The sequence below is a fragment of the Shimia ponticola genome, assembly GCF_007995215.1.
Classification (GTDB): domain Bacteria; phylum Pseudomonadota; class Alphaproteobacteria; order Rhodobacterales; family Rhodobacteraceae; genus Shimia_B; species Shimia_B ponticola.
This window is the reverse complement of record NZ_VCDK01000006.1, coordinates 254,021-270,248: the sequence shown is the minus strand read 5'-3', so window position 1 is coordinate 270,248 and position 16,228 is coordinate 254,021. Positions and strand designations below refer to the sequence as shown.

Genomic DNA, 16,228 nt, shown 5'->3' with positions numbered 1-16,228 from the left:
AACGCCATGCGAACAGACATTTCAAAATGACGTTTAAAGTTGCTCCAGACGTGCGCGCGTTGATTGTTGGTGAGTCTGAGATCGAAGTTATGGATCTCGGCGATTATCTGATGTCGCTTGGGTGGGCTGCACCCGATACTGCGATGTCATCCAAGGCGGCCGCAGAGTTGCTGAACACAGCGAAAACGCCTTATGCGCTGGCCATCGTAGGCTTGTCTCAGGCTGTGCCGGGCACGATGCAGTTGCTGCGCGATTGCGTGGCTTTTGGCACGTCGATAATCGCGCTGAACGGTGTCGCGTCGTCTTCGATAAAGGCACGCATTGTAACCGTGGCGCGCCCTTATCACGATGTGCATTTGAATGCCGCCCTGATGGAATTGAACCTCTGGGATTACGGCGACTAGCGTCCACAGTGCGCTCCGCAGCATGTCCGAACGCAGCCGTGACACGGACTGGTATAGCTTCCGCGCGTATACGCTCATCCGGTACCGTTGCATAAGCAGACTTCATCATCATCAGCGAACGCGTGCAAAGGTGAATGGTTCCGCAAGTCCACGAACCGTCTTTCCACCTTAAGGAACCTTGGAAGGCTGGACGCGTTGGGCATCCATGAAAGGAGGCCCGTTTTGCTTACTTGGTCCGCAACATTTCTCGTTATCGCAATTGTCGCAGCCATCTTTGGATTCGGCGGCATCGCAGCCGCGTCCACCGGCATCGCGCAAGTGCTGTTTATTCTGTTTTTCTTGCTCTTCTGCGTGACGTTGATTGCGCAATTCCTCCGCGGGCGCTGACCGCTCCCCCTTCCGACCACTCTCCTGATACAACCGATTGGAACACCCCATGGATCGCATCGACGCGCTCACAGAACACTTCATGTCCACGCTCTCGGAGCAAGACGATGATCTGTCAAACTTCAAACAAGCCGTGCGCGACGTCGCCTCAGATGTGCTCGCGGTCGAAAAGAATGATCCCACGTGGTCTGCCAATCAGGTTCTGCGCCGGATAGCCGAACCAGACCGCGTCATCAGTTTTCGGGTCACATGGGCCGACGATGATGGAAACGTCTGCATCAATCGCGGCTGGCGTGTACAGGCGTCGAACGCCATCGGTCCATACAAAGGCGGCCTGCGTTTTCACCCAGGTGTATCGCTGGATGATCTGAGGTTCCTTGCCTTTGAGCAGTGCTTCAAAAATGCGTTGACCGGCTTGCCCCTTGGCGGCGCAAAAGGCGGGGCGGATTTTGATCCGCGTGGCCGCTCGGACGCCGAGATCATGCGCTTTTGTCAGGCCTTCATGGGCAAACTTGCCCCCTATATTGGTCCGGATCGCGACGTCCCGGCAGGTGACATCAATGTTGGGCCGCGCGAGATCGGATACCTCTTTGGCGCTTGGATGAATGCTGCAGGCATTTATGACGGCGCACTCACCGGCAAAGGCCTGTCCTACGGTGGCTCAGAAATGCGCGTTGAAGCCACCGGTTACGGTTTAATCTATTTTGTTCAAGCCATGCTGGCGCGTCGGAATGCCGACATCACCGGCAAACGCGTGGCCATTTCCGGTAAAGGCAATGTCGCGACCCACGCAGCCGAGAAAGCGGTCTGTGAAGGCGCAACGGTGGTGACGCTGTCGGATACGAGCGGCACACTTTATGCCCCTGACGGTCTTAGCCAGGAGGCCATCCGCTGGGTACAAGAGCAAAAGGCGGCGGGAAAAGACCTCGCCAATCCGCCCAAGGATTTCGGGGCAGCGTTCCGCGAAAACGAAACTCCATGGCAGCAATCGGCGGACATAGCGCTGCCCTGCGCCACCCAAAACGAAATCGACGAAGACGCTGCCAAATCCATTGTCGACGCTGGCACATCGCTGCTCGCTGAAGGCGCAAACATGCCAACGACGCCCGATGCTCTGGCTGTGTTGCGCAAAGCAGGTGTCACATATGCTCCGGGGAAGGCCTCCAATGCGGGCGGTGTCGCTGTCAGCGGCCTTGAAATGAGCCAGACTAGCCACCGCCGCTTTATGACCGCGGAAGAAGTCGACGCGGCCCTGAAAGATATCATGAAGCAAATTCACGATCGCGCTGCAGACGAAGGTCAGTCCGGCGGCAAAATAGATTACGCGCGCGGCGCTAACGTCGCAGCCTATCGCAAGCTGGCACAGGCCATCACCGCACAGGGGGTGCTCTAAATGGGTAAGTCCAACACAGTGAATGGCGGCACGCTCCTTGTTCAGTGTCTGATCGAGGCTGGCGTGGACACCGTCTTTGGTGTTCCCGGCGAAGAAACGACAGAAATCATGGAGGCGATTGCCGCGTCCGACATCGAATTCGTTTTGGCCCGCAATGAACAGGGTGCCGCGTTCATGGCATCCGTTCATGGACGTCTGACAGGGCAACCTGGCGTCTGCTTAGCAACGCTTGGGCCCGGCGCCACGAACCTCGTCACCGGGGTGGCGGATGCGCAGCTTGACCATGTGCCGCTGATCGCGATTACCGGTCAGGGTGGGCGTGGGCGTTTGGGCCGCATGAGCCACCAGATGATCGACCTCGAAGCGTTGTTCGCGCCGATTACAAAACTGAGCCGCACGTTGCTGATGGTCGATGACATTCCCGCCAGCTTTGCAGAAGCGTGGCGCGTTGCCTGCACTGAGCGCCCCGGAGCCGTGCATCTGACACTGCCCGAGGACGTGGCTGCCGCCGAAACATCTGCGTCCCCCTTGCCGACCCAACCGGTTGCGCGACAGCTTGCGGACGGCAAGGATGTTGATGCGGTCGCAAAGCGTTTGCTTTGCAGCGAACGTCCAGTCATCCTTGCCGGTGCTGGTGCGGTGCGCGGGCAAGCCGCCGACATGCTGCGCTCTCTTGCAGAGACCACTGGCATTCCCATCGCGACGACCTTCATGGCCAAAGGCATCCTGCCCCCCGACCATCCACAATCCCTGTTCACGATTGGACAGGCCAAGGAAGATTGGGTGGACCTTGCCTTGCAGGCAACCGACTGCGCGCTGTTTGTCGGTTTTGATGCGGTTGAATACCCACCCGTCGCGCTGAACCTTCCCGACGATGCCAGTGTCGCGGTCATAGATGGCGACACGCCACGCGCCGACACCGGACTGGCGATAGATGCCTTGGCGGTCGGAGAGATCACTCAAACGCTTGAGCATCTCAAGGATGCGATTGGCGACAAGACATGGGTCATGCGCCAGTCATTCAAAGCGGCTCAAGAGGGAATGCGCAAGGCCCTGAACCGCGTTCAGAATTCGGCGGAAACCGGCGCCATGGCTCCGGCGGACATCTGCCGTGAAGTTACCGAAACGCTCCGTACAGAAGACACCGTTTTGTCTGGCGTCGGCATGCACAAGATGTGGATCGCCCGGCACGTTCAGCCACTGCGCGCGAACCAATTGATCGTGCCCAATGGTCTAGCCGGCATGGGACTGGCCTTGCCGGGCGCGCTGGCGGCGGCACGCCTGCCCTCAGAAGGGCGCGTTCTGGCCATTTGTGGTGACGGAGACGTCATGATGAATGTGCAAGAGATGGAAACCATCACGCGACTGGGACTCCAACTGACCGTGATGGTTTGGGTCGATGGCGGTCTTGGCCTGATTGATGCCCACCAGGGCGAAAGCGGGCCTAACTTTCCCTTCGCAAATCCGCAGTGGGAACAACTCGCCGCTGCATTCGGCTGGACCTACGCGGCGGTGAAGGGTCGAGCGGACCTGCCAGAGCTTTTGCAGGTTGCGCACAGCGCTGAGGGCCCCACTCTTTTGACCGTCGCAGTCGATTATCAATCTGTCGGACAAATGCCCGGTTCCAACGGGAACAATATCGCGGCCTAGGCGGTTGTCCCCCTGAACGCAGACACGAAAGGAGAGACACCATGACCAACGCATTGAAAGTCATCCCGTCAGAAGATTCAGTATCCACAGGCGTGCGCGAAACGCCCGCCATCGCAGAGGCGCTTGGCGACGTGCTGGCGGATACCTACCGCCTCGTATTCAAATCCCACGCCTACCATTGGAACGTCGAGGGTCCGCTATTCTATTCGGTCCACAACCTGACCGAAGAGCATTATGAAGATCTGTTCAAGGCTGCCGACGAGCTGGCCGAGCGCATCCGCGCACTGGGTCACCTCGCGCCGACCGCCATGGCAGACATCACCGGGCGTTCGGTGATTGAAGACAAGGACGGCACGATGTCAGCCGAAGATATGTTGCTCGATCTGGCCGAGGATCATGAGCGGTTGGCGAAACGCTTTCACGCCGTTGTGCGCTTGGTCGAAGGCAAAGCCGATCCGGTGACCGAAGATCTGGCGACCGAACGCAGCGCATTCCACGAGAAAGCCGCATGGATGTTGCGCGCACTGTCAAAGTCCGAGTGACACCCGAATACGTATCTTAGCGATTAGCCGAGTTACAAGTTGAGTGTGTAGATGCCGCAGCCCTCGGGCTGCGGCTTGTTTTTTGGGGAAATGCTAGGCCTTCAACGTCGCGGTGGACGAAAAGAACATGGCCTGCGAAATCGCCGAGCGCACCTGATCTTCGGTATATGGCTTCGAGATCAGGAAGGCTGGTTCTGGACCCTCACCCGTTAGCAGGCGTTCTGGGAAGGCCGTGATGAAGATGACTGGAATGTCTTCTGCTTCTTTCAGAATGCGATTGACGGCGTCGATGCCGCTTGAGCCATCTGCAAGTTGGATATCCGACAAGATCAGGCTTGGTTTCTCGCGGTTGAACAGGTTGATCGCGCCTTCTTCGGTGCGGGCAACGCCGGTCACGCGGTGGCCCATTTCCGAAACGATATGCTCAAGATCGATCGCAATGATCGCTTCGTCTTCGATGACCATGACCTTGCCGCTGAGCGATTTGGCCATTTCCTCAAAAGCGATATCCAAAAGCTTGCCAACTTCTTCAGGCGTCTTGCGCATGATCATTGCGACTTCGTTGCGCTTGAACCCTTCCAGAGTGTGGAGCAGCAGCACCTCACGCGTATCCGCCGTCAGGGCCTGCAGATGCTTTTGCGCTTCTGCGGGCAGCCCGGTCTCACCGTCAGAAAGTTGGGAACCAGAACTGGACCAAATGGTTTGAAAGACAGAGTAGAGCGCTGTTTTGGCGGGCATGTCATCCGAAAACAGGGATGGATCGGCCAAAATAGCTTCAAGCGCGGTCGCGGCATAGGCATCGCCACGGCTTTGACTACCAGTCAGCGCGCGCGCGTAGCGGCGAAGGTAGGGCAGGTTTGGCCCGATTTTGTCAGCCAGTGAAAGTTCGTCGTTGTGTGGCTGAGACGTCATAGTCGTTTTCCCTTTTAGCGAATTCTATGGAACAAAACCGCTGGTGCACCACTTTGTTCCACATAAGCACGTGCGCACTAACTAAGGTAAAGAGATGACCCGGCCGGAGAAAACATCAAGGATTGCGGAGGAAATCGACAAGAACCTCCGTCGCGCGTACGACGAAGTCGCGCAAGAAGAACTGCCGGATCGCTTTGCCAACCTGCTGCAGCAGCTTCGCGAAAAGGACTCCGCAAATCCTGCCAATGGCACGGGTGGCGAAGCAGATGAATGACAACACCCCAATAAATCCCAAGGATGAACTGGTCACGCATCTCGGTGCGATGCGCGCGTTTGCTATGTCTCTGACGCGGAACGCGACGCTCGCCGACGACATCGTACAGGACGCCTTGGTCAAGGCTTGGAACAACATCCATAGTTTCAAACCCGGGACCAACATGCGGGCATGGCTTTTCACCATTTTGCGCAACACCTATTACTCGCATCACCGCAAGCGGCAGCGCGAGGTCGAGGATGTTGAAGGGACCATGACCGCTGGATTGGCTCAAAAGCCAGACCATGACGGCCGACTTCAAATGCGCGACTTTTCCGTCGCGTTTGATCAGCTTCCAGAAGAACAACGGGAAGCATTGATCCTCGTCGGCGCCAGCGGGTTCTCTTACGAAGAGGCCGCCGAAACATGCGGCGTCGCCGTGGGCACGATCAAGAGCCGTATCAACCGCGGGCGTGCGCGACTTACAGAACTCATGCAATTGTCAGATGACGATCCGCTTGAGGCGACCGAAGCCATGACACAGAGCATCGTTGCTCAGAATCAGAGGCTGGCTTGAGGTGGCCCTACCCCTTCGGCGGGCTCCGTGTCCGCCTCATCCTTCTGATGGTGCTCGCGCTCTTTCCGCTTGGACTTATTGCCTTGTGGCAAACCACCCGGGTTGTCAAAGATAGCGACGCCATAAACCGTGGAGTCATGGCCGAAGTCACAGAGGCAGCAGCCGCAGATCAGCGGGTGTTGGTGCAAGAGGCTGTCGGTGCGGCCCATGGGCTTGGTGCCATGGCACGAACGACGGACGCGGCCTCTTGCCGTGAAACGCTGGCCGTTTTCCTTCGTAAGAACCCCCGGTACGTCTTTGCGGGTTTTGCGCCGGTTGATGGCACCATGCGGTGCAGCACGTCGCCAAATGAGGCCATTGACCTTACCCAGACCGAAGATTTCCAAGCCTCGATAGACAGGGCCGAAATCTATACGGCGCTTAGCCCAAGTGGCGAACTGAGCGGCGCACCTGTCTTTGTTGTCAGTGTCCCAGTTTTTGATGGCCCAACACTGACCGGCATGATGGCGCTGTCGATTGCACTTGATCGGTTTAGTGAAGGGCTTGATGACAGCCAGATACGCGATGGCCTTGCTTTGCTGGGCATTACCACGAAGGCGCAAGTGTTCGACATGTTCGATCCGATGGGCGCGGATGCCTTGGCTGGTTTGCCGGTCGACATCACACCCGACAGCCTCAAGGCCAGATCAGGCACGAGCTTTGTTGCAAATGACAGCGCGGGCAACTCTCGCTTCTACACCGTGCGCAGCGCGGCAAATGACAGCTACACCATTGTCGGCAGTTGGCCATATTCGGGTCCGGCCTCAAACGGGACCTTAAAGCTTGCGCTGTTGCCCATGCTGTTCGCCATCCTGATGTGGTTGGCGAGCATGACGGTCGCTTATATCGGCCTGAACCAGCTTGTCCTGCGCCACCTTGCCGAATTGAGGTCAGGCATGCGCCGCTTTGCCTTGGGCGAGCGCGGTGGCCCCGGTGTTTTGCTTGATGGCGCACCTGACGAGTTCAAGGACGCCCAGCGGGCCTTTAACCGCATGACGCTTTTGATTACCGACGCAGAAGCCAAGCAACAGTCCGACCTTCAGGACAAAGAAGTGCTTCTGCGCGAAATTCATCATCGGGTGAAAAACAATCTGCAAATGATTGCCTCGATCATGAATCTGCAATCCCGCAGCGCCCAGACCAGCGAAGCGCGCTCCATCCTCGAAAGCCTGAAGCGGCGCGTGAGCGCGCTCGCAACCTTGCACCGATCGCTTTATAATCAACCGGAAACGTCGCGCGTAAATGCAAGAGACCTCATTGGGGCTGTGGTCTCCGAGACCTCACTGATGTCTCCTAACCCCAGGATGGTCATTAACACAGATATCGCCGCCGTTTTGCTTTATCCGGATCAGGCGGTGCCGCTTTCCATGTGGGTGGCCGAAGCGCTGATGAACGCCATGAAACATGCCAGAATCGACGAAAACGAGCGGGTCAAGATCGCCCTGTCGTTGACCGTGTCGGATACCGGCGATGTATTTGTCAAAATGACCAACCCCGCCGATGCGCCAGAGGATGACGCGCCGCAGACCGGATTGGGCAGCAAACTTATGCTGGCATTTGAACGTCAGTTGGACGGCACGGCCGAACACAACACACAAGATGGCGTTTTTACGCGCACCCTGCGGTTCCAGGCCGTCGAATTCGAGCCGATCGAACAAGACGAAAAAGCCCAAGCCGCCGCGTGAAACCGTCTGCATTGGGTGGCAATTGCAGGTTCCTAATCAGCTGACGCATGTCTCTCGTGGTTGTCTACCCCTCAAGGTTTACGCCAACTATGGCGCGCGGCTGGCTATTCAGGAAAATTTTTCGGTCCGTTGGGAACAATATGCCGCAACCGCCCATTTGATTGAGTTCGGTGCGTGTTCTGGCTCGCACCGAGCCTCCGCAAACATGATCAGGGAGCGTTAGATGACAGCGGTACTATTCGGTTCAATCGGCAGCATCGTAGAGACCTCAGAAATGCAAAGAGACGCCTTCAACGCGGCGTTTCAAGATCACGGCGTCGACTGGCATTGGGATCGGGGAATCTATCAGAAAATGCTGCGTGCGTCTGGCGGTCAGGATCGGATCAACAGCTACGCTGCCGCGCGCGGCGAAACTGTTGATGCGGCAGCAATCCACGCCACCAAGTCCCGCCTGTTTCTGCGGTTCCTGGCCGGCGGCCATGTCATGCTGCGTCCGGGCGTCGCCGAGACGCTCAGCATGGCCCCACTCCACGGTGCGAAACTTGCCTTCGTCACGACGACCGAGCGCGCAACCGTTGAGGCCATTAAGGCCATCGTTACGCGGCAGACCGGCATCGAATTCGATCACATGACATGGCGCACGCCGCACCGCGCCTCGAAACCGGCACCTGACGTGTATTTCGAAACGCTCAAGGTCCTGAAGCGAACCCCGTCCACCGTTGTCGCAATCGAAGATAATCCAGACGGCGTCTCCGCTGCCAAAGCAGCCGGGATTTCCACCATCGGATTTACCGGCGCAAACATCGACGCCAAGGATATGCAGCACGCAGACATGAGCGTGACAAATGATCTGAACGACGCCGTTGGAGCGACATTGGGTTGGTCGTTCAAGGTCGCCGTCTAAACACGCGAGATAGGCGACCGGAACTGATGCGTGAGTTGCGCGTTGATGCGTGATGATCGACCTCGCTACGCCAGCTTCGCGCACCAAGTCGCTGCCGCGCCACACCTCGGAGCGCGGCGGCACAGCAGGTGCCCTGCTCCCGCAGAAGAGCGAGCGTCAACTGGGCGTCGAAGTCGAATTCGCAGGCCTAACCGAGGCAGAAGCCGCCACCAAATTTGCGGCCGCCCTTGAAACCTCGGCGCGCGAAGACGGCGATATGTGGGTCTGTCAGACACGTGATTTCGGCAAATGTGTCTTCTATCTGGATACAGCCTACAAATCGAAAATCGAACAGGTGGGCGGAGCAAAGGCCCTGACCGTCGCCCGAACGGTCGTTCCCGTAGAGCTGGTCACCGACCCTTTTGACCCTGCCGCTCTGCCCACCTTGAACAGTGCCTTGGCCAAATTGCGTGACGCAGGAGCATTGGGATCACGACATGCACTGATGTACGGGTTCGGCGTCCATCTGAACGTGGCAATCGCAGACGCTTCGGTCGAGCACATTTACGCCGTCACCTGCGCCTTTGCACTTCTCGAAGAGGCCCTGAGAAGCGATATCGACCTCGACATCGCGCGGCGCGCCTTGCCGTTCATTGACCCCTATCCGGACAGCTTGATTGAAGCCTTGGTAGGGGGCCGCCCTGAGACCATGGATGGCTTCGCGTGCTTGTTGTTGTCCAAGACATCCTCTCGCAATCACGGGTTGGATCTCCTTCCCATCCTCGCAGAGCTATCCGCAGACGTAACCGCGGAATATGTCAGCGATGACACCAAGCTTTCGCCGCGCCCGGCGTATCACTACCGCCTGCCCGAATGCCGCATCGATGAACCTGGTTGGGACCTGTCCAAAGATTGGGCTCGGTGGTGCGCGGTGGAGGCCCTTGCGGCCTCTGATGAGCTCGACACGCTGATCCATGCACGCCGTGAGTGGCAGACGCAACCTGCCTTGACGCGCCGGGCATGGCGGGACGTGTCGCGCCCTTATCTGATCAAATACCTGGAAGGACATCACACCACATGACCCGTTCAACGGATCGCCCCATCATCGGAGTAACCGTGTCACGCCGAAGCGGCTGGCGGATTTTCCCACTCATCCGGTTCAATCTGTGGTGGGCGGGTGCGCGCGCCGTGAAATGGCAAAGACAGACGGACGTAAATGTGGATGCCGTTGACGGCGTGATCGTGGGTGGTGGCGATGATATTTCTCCCACGCTCTACGGAGCCGAACTGGCGATGGAAGCGCGTCTTGATCCCGGGCGCGACGCGATTGAGCGTGACATCGTGTGTCGCGCCTGGGAGGACAATATCCCCATGCTCGGTATTTGCCGGGGCGCACAGATGATCAACGTGGCCTTGGGCGGCACGTTGGATCAAGACGCTTATGCCAGCTTTGGGGCTGTCAATTACAAGACCATCCTCCCGCGCAAGACGGTCCATGTAAACGGTGCCTCGCGCCTCGCAGCGATCACCGGAACAGATGACCTGAAGGTCAATGCGCTCCATACTCAAGCCGTCGACGAATTGGCGTCCGGCATTCGTGTCGCGGCAAGCGATGAAAGCGGGATGGTGCAGGCGATCGAACGGATCAAGGATCCCTTTTTGCTGGGCGTCCAGTGGCACCCAGAACACCTGATCTATGCCCACCGCCAGCGCGCCATCTTTAAAGCACTGGTCGAAGCCGCCCGCGCCTATCAGGAAGGCCGCAAGCAAGTTCGCGCCGTCGACAAGGCCTTCGCCTGACGGTCAAAACGCGGCGGCAATACCCTGTCCAACCGGCGCCCTCGCTCCATATCAAAGCGCAAGCCTGACAACATCCACGACAGAAAATCCGGAGCGTCCATGTACGCAACAATCGAACTGCGCGATCTGATACTGCACTGTGACCTTGGCACTTATGGGCCAGGCGATGTGGTTCCTGAGGCCCACGTTCTAGACCTGACGCTGACCATTGGCACCGACCGGGTACTAATCGCCCGCGACGGCATGGATCAGGTGTTTGATTACGACCCGCTCATCAGGGATATCGACCGCCTCGCGCGCGATGGCCACTACGAGACCCAAGAGCGTCTGATCAGCCGCATAGCAGAAGCATGCGCCGCCTATTCGGAAATCACAGCCGCCTCACTCTGCCTGCGCAAGACACCCGTCCTGAACGCATCAGGAAGCCTTGGTGTTCGCCTCGACATCGACACTCAAAGCCTGTCGTGCATGCGACCGCGCGCTGCCTGAGCCGCCGCTGGAGACCACACATCATGGCCACCCTTCGTCCACTCCTCAGACGCCCTATCACCATCGCTTTGCTCATCGCGGCGGTGTTCGGGCTGTTTGCGGCCGCATCCGCAGACGCGCATGTGCGCTGGTTCGTGGGCAGCGTCGCAACCGTGGACACGTTTGAACCGTACCAGATCACCGATTTTGAGGTCCTCGCATGGATCGCCGCCGCGGTCGGATTGATCAGCGCCTCGGTTTTTCTGGACATGCGCCTGCCTGAAGTGCGGATCGTTGATACCAAAACACGCCACGATTTCATCGAGATCCTGCGCGTCTTTACCGGCATGTCGATGATGCTGACGGCTTATGAAGGCGCAGTCATTGCGCCGCATCTCGTGGCGTTTGACGGTTTTGGCACGGTGCTTTTGTTCCTTCAGGCCGTGATCGGCATTCTTCTGATTGCCAATCGCTTTGTGCGCCACGCCGCAATTTTGATGATCATCCTGCATCTGGGGCTCGCGGTGAAATTCGGAATTCTCGCCGCCGCGGAATACCTGATCATGGTCGCAATCGCGGTCTTCCTTTTGATCAATAACCTGCCGACGGAAGAACTGCGCAACCGCTTCAAGCCTTATTCGGTGGACCTGCTGCGGATCATCACAGGTATCTCGCTCATTACGCTCGGCTTCTCGGAGAAGCTTTTTGGCGCGATGATGGCAGAGCATTTTCTGGTGCTTTACCCATGGAATTTCATGGCCACGCTGGGGCTCGATTTCTTTACTGACCGGCTCTTTGTCCTGTCAGCGGGGGTGATGGAGGTCGTCTTTGGTATCATCCTTGTCCTTGGCACCACCACACGTCTCAACGTCCTCGCGTTCTCGGTGGTGCTGTTTGCCTCGAATGTGCTCTTTCTGATCGACGGCAATAACGAAGCCGCGATGGTCGAATTCATAGGCCACATGCCGGTGATCGGTGTTGCTCTGATCCTGCTGCTTCTGGGCGCGGGCCAACGGCTCAAGATCACCAACTTCTTACCTGACCGAAACGTCAACACGTCGGTCCGAACTGTCACGGTGCCAGACGATGCGTAACCTTTCCCTTCGCTTTCCCTACCTGATCTATCTGAGCATCGCCTCGATCCTGATTGGGGTTCTGATTGCACCGCTATTTGGCCGCGTGGCGACACAGTCCCCGGCGCAGGACCTTGCCATGCTTCAGCATGACCTGATGCACGGCGAGCTTGAGGTCCCAGCAGATGGGGCACCTGAAATCCTGATGACGGTCGAGAAGGACGACATGGATGGCTGGAACATCACGCTTCAGACGTTGAACTTCACCTTTGCACCAGAGCAAGTGAACGAGGCCAATGTTCCCAATGCCGGCCACGCCCATCTTTATGTCAACGGGATCAAGATGGCCCGCGTCTATGGTCCCTACTTCCACATACCAGACCTGCCGCCGGGCCAGCACGAGATTACCGTGTCCCTCAGCAGCAATGACCATTCCTTTTTTGTGAAAGATGGCAGCCGGATCGAAGCGCGCGCCGTCATCATGCAAGGTCAAAGCACAGCCCCGGCAGGGTGACCCAAACCAAAGATGTCAGGAGACCATGATGCAAAACCCTCTTCTCGTAATCGGGGCCACCTCCGGCATTGGCAAATTGTGCATGGAGACAGCACTGGATCGCGGTCATAGCGTCCGCGCCTTTGCCCGATCAGCAGATAACCTTGATGAGCAAGCCAACCTCGACCGCTGCGCCGGTGACGCAACCAAGCAAGACGACATTGCTCGCGCGCTCGACGGGGTGGGCGCGGTTGTGGTGGCACTGGGCATCCGCGAACGCGTGTCGATGCTCTGGGAGGAAGAGCACCTCTTCTCGACCGCGACCAAGCATCTGTTGCAGGCAATGCCAGAGGCAGGCCTCAAGCGCTTGATCGTCGTGACCGGTTTTGGGTCCGGCCGCAGCCGCAACGCGATGAGTGCAATCGAACGGCTTGGCCACGGCGCAGTCCTTGGCCGTGTCTACGCGGATAAGACGCGCCAAGAGGACCTGATCGTGGATAGCGACCTTGACTGGACCATCGCGCGCCCCGTGATCCTGAACAATCGGCCAGCCTCGGGGAGCTACAAGGTGCTGACCGATCCCAAGGAGTGGCGCAACGGCCTGATCTCACGGGCGGATGTGGCCGCCTATCTGGTGGACGCGGCTGAACAGACATTGAACATCCGTCAGGACGTTGTGTTGACCCGCTGAGGAGCTCTGAAAAGATCACACAAAAATGCCCGCTGCACGATGCAGCGGGCATTTTTGATTTAATGGGGGTGGACCGCCTAGGCCTCGATGGTTGGCGACCTTGGGCCAAACAAGAGCCAAGCAATAAAGCCCAGCACCGGCAGGATCAGAACCGCCAGACACCACAGCACCTTTTTGCCGGTGGTCGTGCTCGAGTTGATGATCGATACGAATGCCCAGATGTTCAATGCCAACAGCAGAAGGCTGCCAAGACCTGCAACTTCGATACCCATTTTTTTACTCCTTTTCGTTTCTGCTTACGCTGCGCTCAGTTCACTGGCGCTTTTGAGAATCCGATCACCGTCAGACTGCTCAATCAGGAATGCTGGGTTGTCGTCGGACGCGTCACGCGTCACCTCGCTGCCTTTGATCGTCAGCGTCACCTTATCGGAATACCGTTCTTGCACGGTCCCCGTCCCGGTTCCGTTGCCCCAGTTCCATTCAACTTTGTCGCCTACTTTGATGCTCATCATGCGCTCCTATGGTCTCTCAGCGCGCTGATGAGTTCGGATTTGGTCATGTCCGACCGTCCCTCGATCTCAAGCTCTTGCGCGCGATCATACAGATCGTCTTTCGTCCACTCTTCGTAAGGCGGGGCTTTGCCGCCCTTTTTGGATGGGTTCATGTTGTCACTGGCCTGCGCGTTTGCGATCCGCGCCGCGGCCTCTTTCGAGTAACCGTCGTCGCGCAGCGCATCGTAGGTTTCATCATCCTTGATGCTGGGTCTTGCGCTATCGTTCATCGCGGGCTCCATCGGTTGTGGGCGTCATCTGCCAAACGATCAAACCGACAACTTGTTCCGAACCGGGTCTATGAGAAAGCCTTCTTCAGAGCCTTGGTGTCGTCTTTGTGGACAGCAAAAAGCACGTGGGCATTGGCCGACAGGCGGGTGTCTGCGCTGGCCAAAACTTCATCTTCGCCCGAGATAAAGGCCACCGCCCGCGCGCGTTCTGGCACGTCGACATCGCCCAGCGCGACGCCGTCCAGACCATCACACACATCGACCCGCATCAGGCGCAGGTCATGCGACAGATTCAGCTGTTCCGTGACCTCGGTGTCTTCTTCCAGCGCGCGGCACAAGGATTTAGCCACCGTCGCGTGGGGCGTAATCGTGTCCGTCAGTTCAAGCTCGGCGCAGACCTCAAGCAATTCAGGCGAAATGATCTGAGGGATCACGCGCTGAAAACCGACCGACCGCCCGACAAGAGCCGTGAGGATGTTGTCATCCGAGGCATTGGTCAGCGCGATCAGGACGTCGCGCTCGCTGCTATGCGCTTCTCGCAAGACCGACGGCGATGTCCCGTCCCCTTCGATCAGGCCACAATCCAACTGGTCGCTCAATCGTTCAAGCCGTTCACGGCTGCGGTCGATGAGGACGATTTCATGGCCATTGCCAATCATCTCTTCTGCGGTGGCCACACCGAACTTGGACCCTCCGACAATCACGATGCGCATGGCTTATCCTTTCCGGTCTAATCGTGTGAACCAAGTGCTCGGCAAAAACAGCACAAGCACGGCAATGAACTCCAAACGCCCCAACCACATGGCCAAGGTCACGACGACCTGCGCGTAGGGTGGAAGATCGGTGGAGATAACACCCGTCGACAGCCCAACCGTCGAAAGAGCGGACACGGTATCAAACAAAGCAGGCAAGGCCGGGTTCCCAAGCGACACGAGCATCGCCCAAACAATGCACGCGGTCATCGCGTAGATGGCGAACAATCCGATCAAGGTGATCAGAAACATGTCCTTCACCGGCTTGCCCCGGTGTCGGAGCGGGCTAATCGCGCGCTCGGGCAATCTCGGCAGCGTGAGAGCGTGGCGCACAGCCCGTGCCCCAATAGAAAGCCGCCAAAGCTTGAGCCCACCCGCTGTGGACCCTCGATCACCGCCGACCAGCATAAGCATCACGAACAAGATCAAAACCGCGGGTGACGCCGGCATCGGCCCGGTCGCGTAGCCCGCCGTACTGAAGGCGCTCAGCAGGTTCAGCAGTGTTGCAATGTAATCCAATTGCGCCCCGGTCAGCCAAAGCAGAACCGCAAGAGCCACAGCGCAGAACACGCACATCAGCACAACGCGATAAACGGACTCAGAACGCCAGAATGCTCGCCCCGATCGACGCAGCAGTTGCGCATACGCCAAAAGCGATATCGCCCCGGCAACACAGGCCAAAAGAACAAGGCTTTGTGTCAGCAAATCATAAGACGCCAAACTGTCTGACCGGGGTGCAAACCCACCCGTGGAAATCGCAGACAAGGCCAGAACCAGACCCTCCCCCGCCCGACCGAGAGAGATGGCAATCAGTACCGAAAACTTCACCGTCAGCGCCGCGTAGGCCCCAAGCAATTCCCGCGCCTGCTTGCGGGCCGATGTGATGCGGTCGCGGTCGTCGATCCCGGCTTTCCCAAGTTCTCTTGCCAATGGCCCCGGCCCAAGCACAAGCGCCAGCACCGCCGTCGCCATCGCCAAACCACCACACCACTGCATCCACGACCGCAACACATGGGCCGCAAAAGGCCACGCATCCGGGTTAGTGGCCATAGACAAACCCGTCGTTGTCACCGCGCTCATGCCTTCAAACAAGGCTGAGGCAACAGGCATGCCCAGCGCCATGAAGGCCGGGACAGACAGGACGGCAGATAAAAGAAACAGGATCGAGATCGTCGCCATCGCTTCGACGCCACGCAAATCTTTTGGCAAAGGTCGGCTACGCGCCAGAAACCAAATTACCGAACAGGCCAAGATCGGCATGGCCAACGCGAGGGCTAGATCATGAACGCCTTCGGCGAGCGCCCAGACCATCGGTGGCCCAAAAAGCAACGCCGCCAATGGCCCATGCTTGGCCAACACCAAAAGGAGCACTGAGAGACGCGCAGGTTGAAGAAGGGTCTCAGCCCCCTGCCGAGCCATATCTCAGTCTGCCATCCAGTGGCTGT

General features: G+C 58.2%; 21 protein-coding genes. 15 read left to right on the top strand and 6 right to left on the bottom strand.

What is annotated here, in order from left to right:
* The first annotated feature begins 26 nt into the window (after positions 1-26).
* The 5 genes from FE702_RS14865 (at position 27) to FE702_RS14845 (ending at position 4,376) form a co-directional block, all read left to right on the top strand.
* Complete coding sequence (locus FE702_RS14865) at positions 27-404, top strand: hypothetical protein (protein ID WP_147127111.1); 378 nt, start codon at positions 27-29, stop codon at positions 402-404.
* A gap of 222 nt (positions 405-626) precedes the next feature.
* Positions 627-791, top strand: coding sequence for a DUF1328 domain-containing protein (locus FE702_RS14860; RefSeq protein WP_147127110.1), 165 nt, complete (start codon positions 627-629; stop codon positions 789-791).
* A 49-nt stretch (positions 792-840) separates the two neighbouring features.
* Positions 841-2,184 carry an NADP-specific glutamate dehydrogenase gene (gdhA, locus tag FE702_RS14855; protein WP_147127109.1) on the top strand — a complete coding sequence of 448 codons (1,344 nt, stop codon included), beginning with the start codon at positions 841-843 and terminating at the stop codon, positions 2,182-2,184.
* Positions 2,185-3,834 (top strand): acetolactate synthase large subunit, encoded by a 1,650-nt coding sequence (locus FE702_RS14850; RefSeq protein WP_147127108.1) that lies wholly within the window; start codon positions 2,185-2,187, stop codon positions 3,832-3,834.
* A gap of 41 nt (positions 3,835-3,875) precedes the next feature.
* Positions 3,876-4,376 (top strand): Dps family protein, encoded by a 501-nt coding sequence (locus tag FE702_RS14845; RefSeq protein ID WP_147127107.1) that lies wholly within the window; start codon positions 3,876-3,878, stop codon positions 4,374-4,376.
* Between the two features lie 93 nt (positions 4,377-4,469).
* Here the strand turns inward: FE702_RS14845 and FE702_RS14840 are convergent, their stop codons facing one another.
* On the bottom strand, positions 4,470-5,288 hold the full coding sequence (locus FE702_RS14840; protein WP_147127106.1) for a response regulator: 819 nt from the start codon (positions 5,286-5,288) through the stop codon (positions 4,470-4,472).
* A gap of 94 nt (positions 5,289-5,382) precedes the next feature.
* Between FE702_RS14840 and FE702_RS14835 the strand changes: the two genes are divergently transcribed.
* The 10 genes from FE702_RS14835 to FE702_RS14790 all read left to right on the top strand — a co-directional run bounded on the left by FE702_RS14835 (position 5,383) and on the right by FE702_RS14790 (position 13,250).
* On the top strand, positions 5,383-5,562 hold the full coding sequence (locus FE702_RS14835) for a NepR family anti-sigma factor (protein WP_147127105.1): 180 nt from the start codon (positions 5,383-5,385) through the stop codon (positions 5,560-5,562).
* A complete protein-coding gene (locus FE702_RS14830; RefSeq protein ID WP_147127104.1) occupies positions 5,555-6,118 on the top strand; it encodes an RNA polymerase sigma factor in 564 nt (187 codons plus the stop codon). The genes FE702_RS14835 and FE702_RS14830 overlap by 8 nt, the downstream gene beginning before the upstream one ends.
* A gap of 137 nt (positions 6,119-6,255) precedes the next feature.
* Positions 6,256-7,842, top strand: coding sequence for a sensor histidine kinase (locus FE702_RS14825; RefSeq protein ID WP_186827106.1), 1,587 nt, complete (start codon positions 6,256-6,258; stop codon positions 7,840-7,842).
* A 223-nt stretch (positions 7,843-8,065) separates the two neighbouring features.
* The gene (locus FE702_RS14820) at positions 8,066-8,746 is read left to right on the top strand and encodes an HAD-IA family hydrolase (protein ID WP_147127102.1); all 681 of its coding nucleotides are present in this window, start codon (positions 8,066-8,068) and stop codon (positions 8,744-8,746) included.
* 52 nt (positions 8,747-8,798) lie between these two features.
* Positions 8,799-9,806, top strand: coding sequence for an amidoligase family protein (locus FE702_RS14815; protein ID WP_147127101.1), 1,008 nt, complete (start codon positions 8,799-8,801; stop codon positions 9,804-9,806).
* Entirely contained in the window at positions 9,803-10,525 is a 723-nt protein-coding gene (locus FE702_RS14810) for a gamma-glutamyl-gamma-aminobutyrate hydrolase family protein (RefSeq protein WP_147127100.1), read from the top strand. Before FE702_RS14815 ends, FE702_RS14810 begins: the two co-directional genes overlap by 4 nt.
* Before the next feature lie 99 nt (positions 10,526-10,624).
* Positions 10,625-11,014, top strand: a complete 390-nt coding sequence (locus FE702_RS14805) for a dihydroneopterin aldolase (RefSeq protein ID WP_147127099.1) — start codon at positions 10,625-10,627, stop codon at positions 11,012-11,014.
* Between the two features lie 23 nt (positions 11,015-11,037).
* A complete protein-coding gene (locus FE702_RS14800; protein WP_147127098.1) occupies positions 11,038-12,087 on the top strand; it encodes a hypothetical protein in 1,050 nt (349 codons plus the stop codon).
* A complete protein-coding gene (locus FE702_RS14795) occupies positions 12,080-12,580 on the top strand; it encodes a hypothetical protein (RefSeq protein ID WP_147127097.1) in 501 nt (166 codons plus the stop codon). Before FE702_RS14800 ends, FE702_RS14795 begins: the two co-directional genes overlap by 8 nt.
* A 28-nt stretch (positions 12,581-12,608) precedes the next feature.
* On the top strand, positions 12,609-13,250 hold the full coding sequence (locus FE702_RS14790; protein WP_147127096.1) for an NAD(P)-dependent oxidoreductase: 642 nt from the start codon (positions 12,609-12,611) through the stop codon (positions 13,248-13,250).
* 77 nt (positions 13,251-13,327) lie between these two features.
* Here FE702_RS14790 and FE702_RS14785 read toward each other — a convergent pair whose 3' ends face one another.
* The 5 genes from FE702_RS14785 to FE702_RS14765 form a co-directional block, all read right to left on the bottom strand.
* The gene (locus tag FE702_RS14785; RefSeq protein WP_147127095.1) at positions 13,328-13,522 is read right to left on the bottom strand and encodes a PLD nuclease N-terminal domain-containing protein; all 195 of its coding nucleotides are present in this window, start codon (positions 13,520-13,522) and stop codon (positions 13,328-13,330) included.
* Between the two features lie 24 nt (positions 13,523-13,546).
* Positions 13,547-13,759, bottom strand: coding sequence for a hypervirulence associated TUDOR domain-containing protein (locus FE702_RS14780; protein ID WP_147127094.1), 213 nt, complete (start codon positions 13,757-13,759; stop codon positions 13,547-13,549).
* The gene (locus FE702_RS14775) at positions 13,759-14,031 is read right to left on the bottom strand and encodes a DUF7218 family protein (protein ID WP_147127093.1); all 273 of its coding nucleotides are present in this window, start codon (positions 14,029-14,031) and stop codon (positions 13,759-13,761) included. Before FE702_RS14775 ends, FE702_RS14780 begins: the two co-directional genes overlap by 1 nt.
* Before the next feature lie 68 nt (positions 14,032-14,099).
* Positions 14,100-14,744, bottom strand: a complete 645-nt coding sequence (locus tag FE702_RS14770; protein ID WP_147127092.1) for a potassium channel family protein — start codon at positions 14,742-14,744, stop codon at positions 14,100-14,102.
* A 3-nt stretch (positions 14,745-14,747) separates the two neighbouring features.
* On the bottom strand, positions 14,748-16,202 hold the full coding sequence (locus FE702_RS14765; protein ID WP_147127091.1) for a TrkH family potassium uptake protein: 1,455 nt from the start codon (positions 16,200-16,202) through the stop codon (positions 14,748-14,750).
* Between the last annotated feature and the right edge of the window lie 26 nt (positions 16,203-16,228).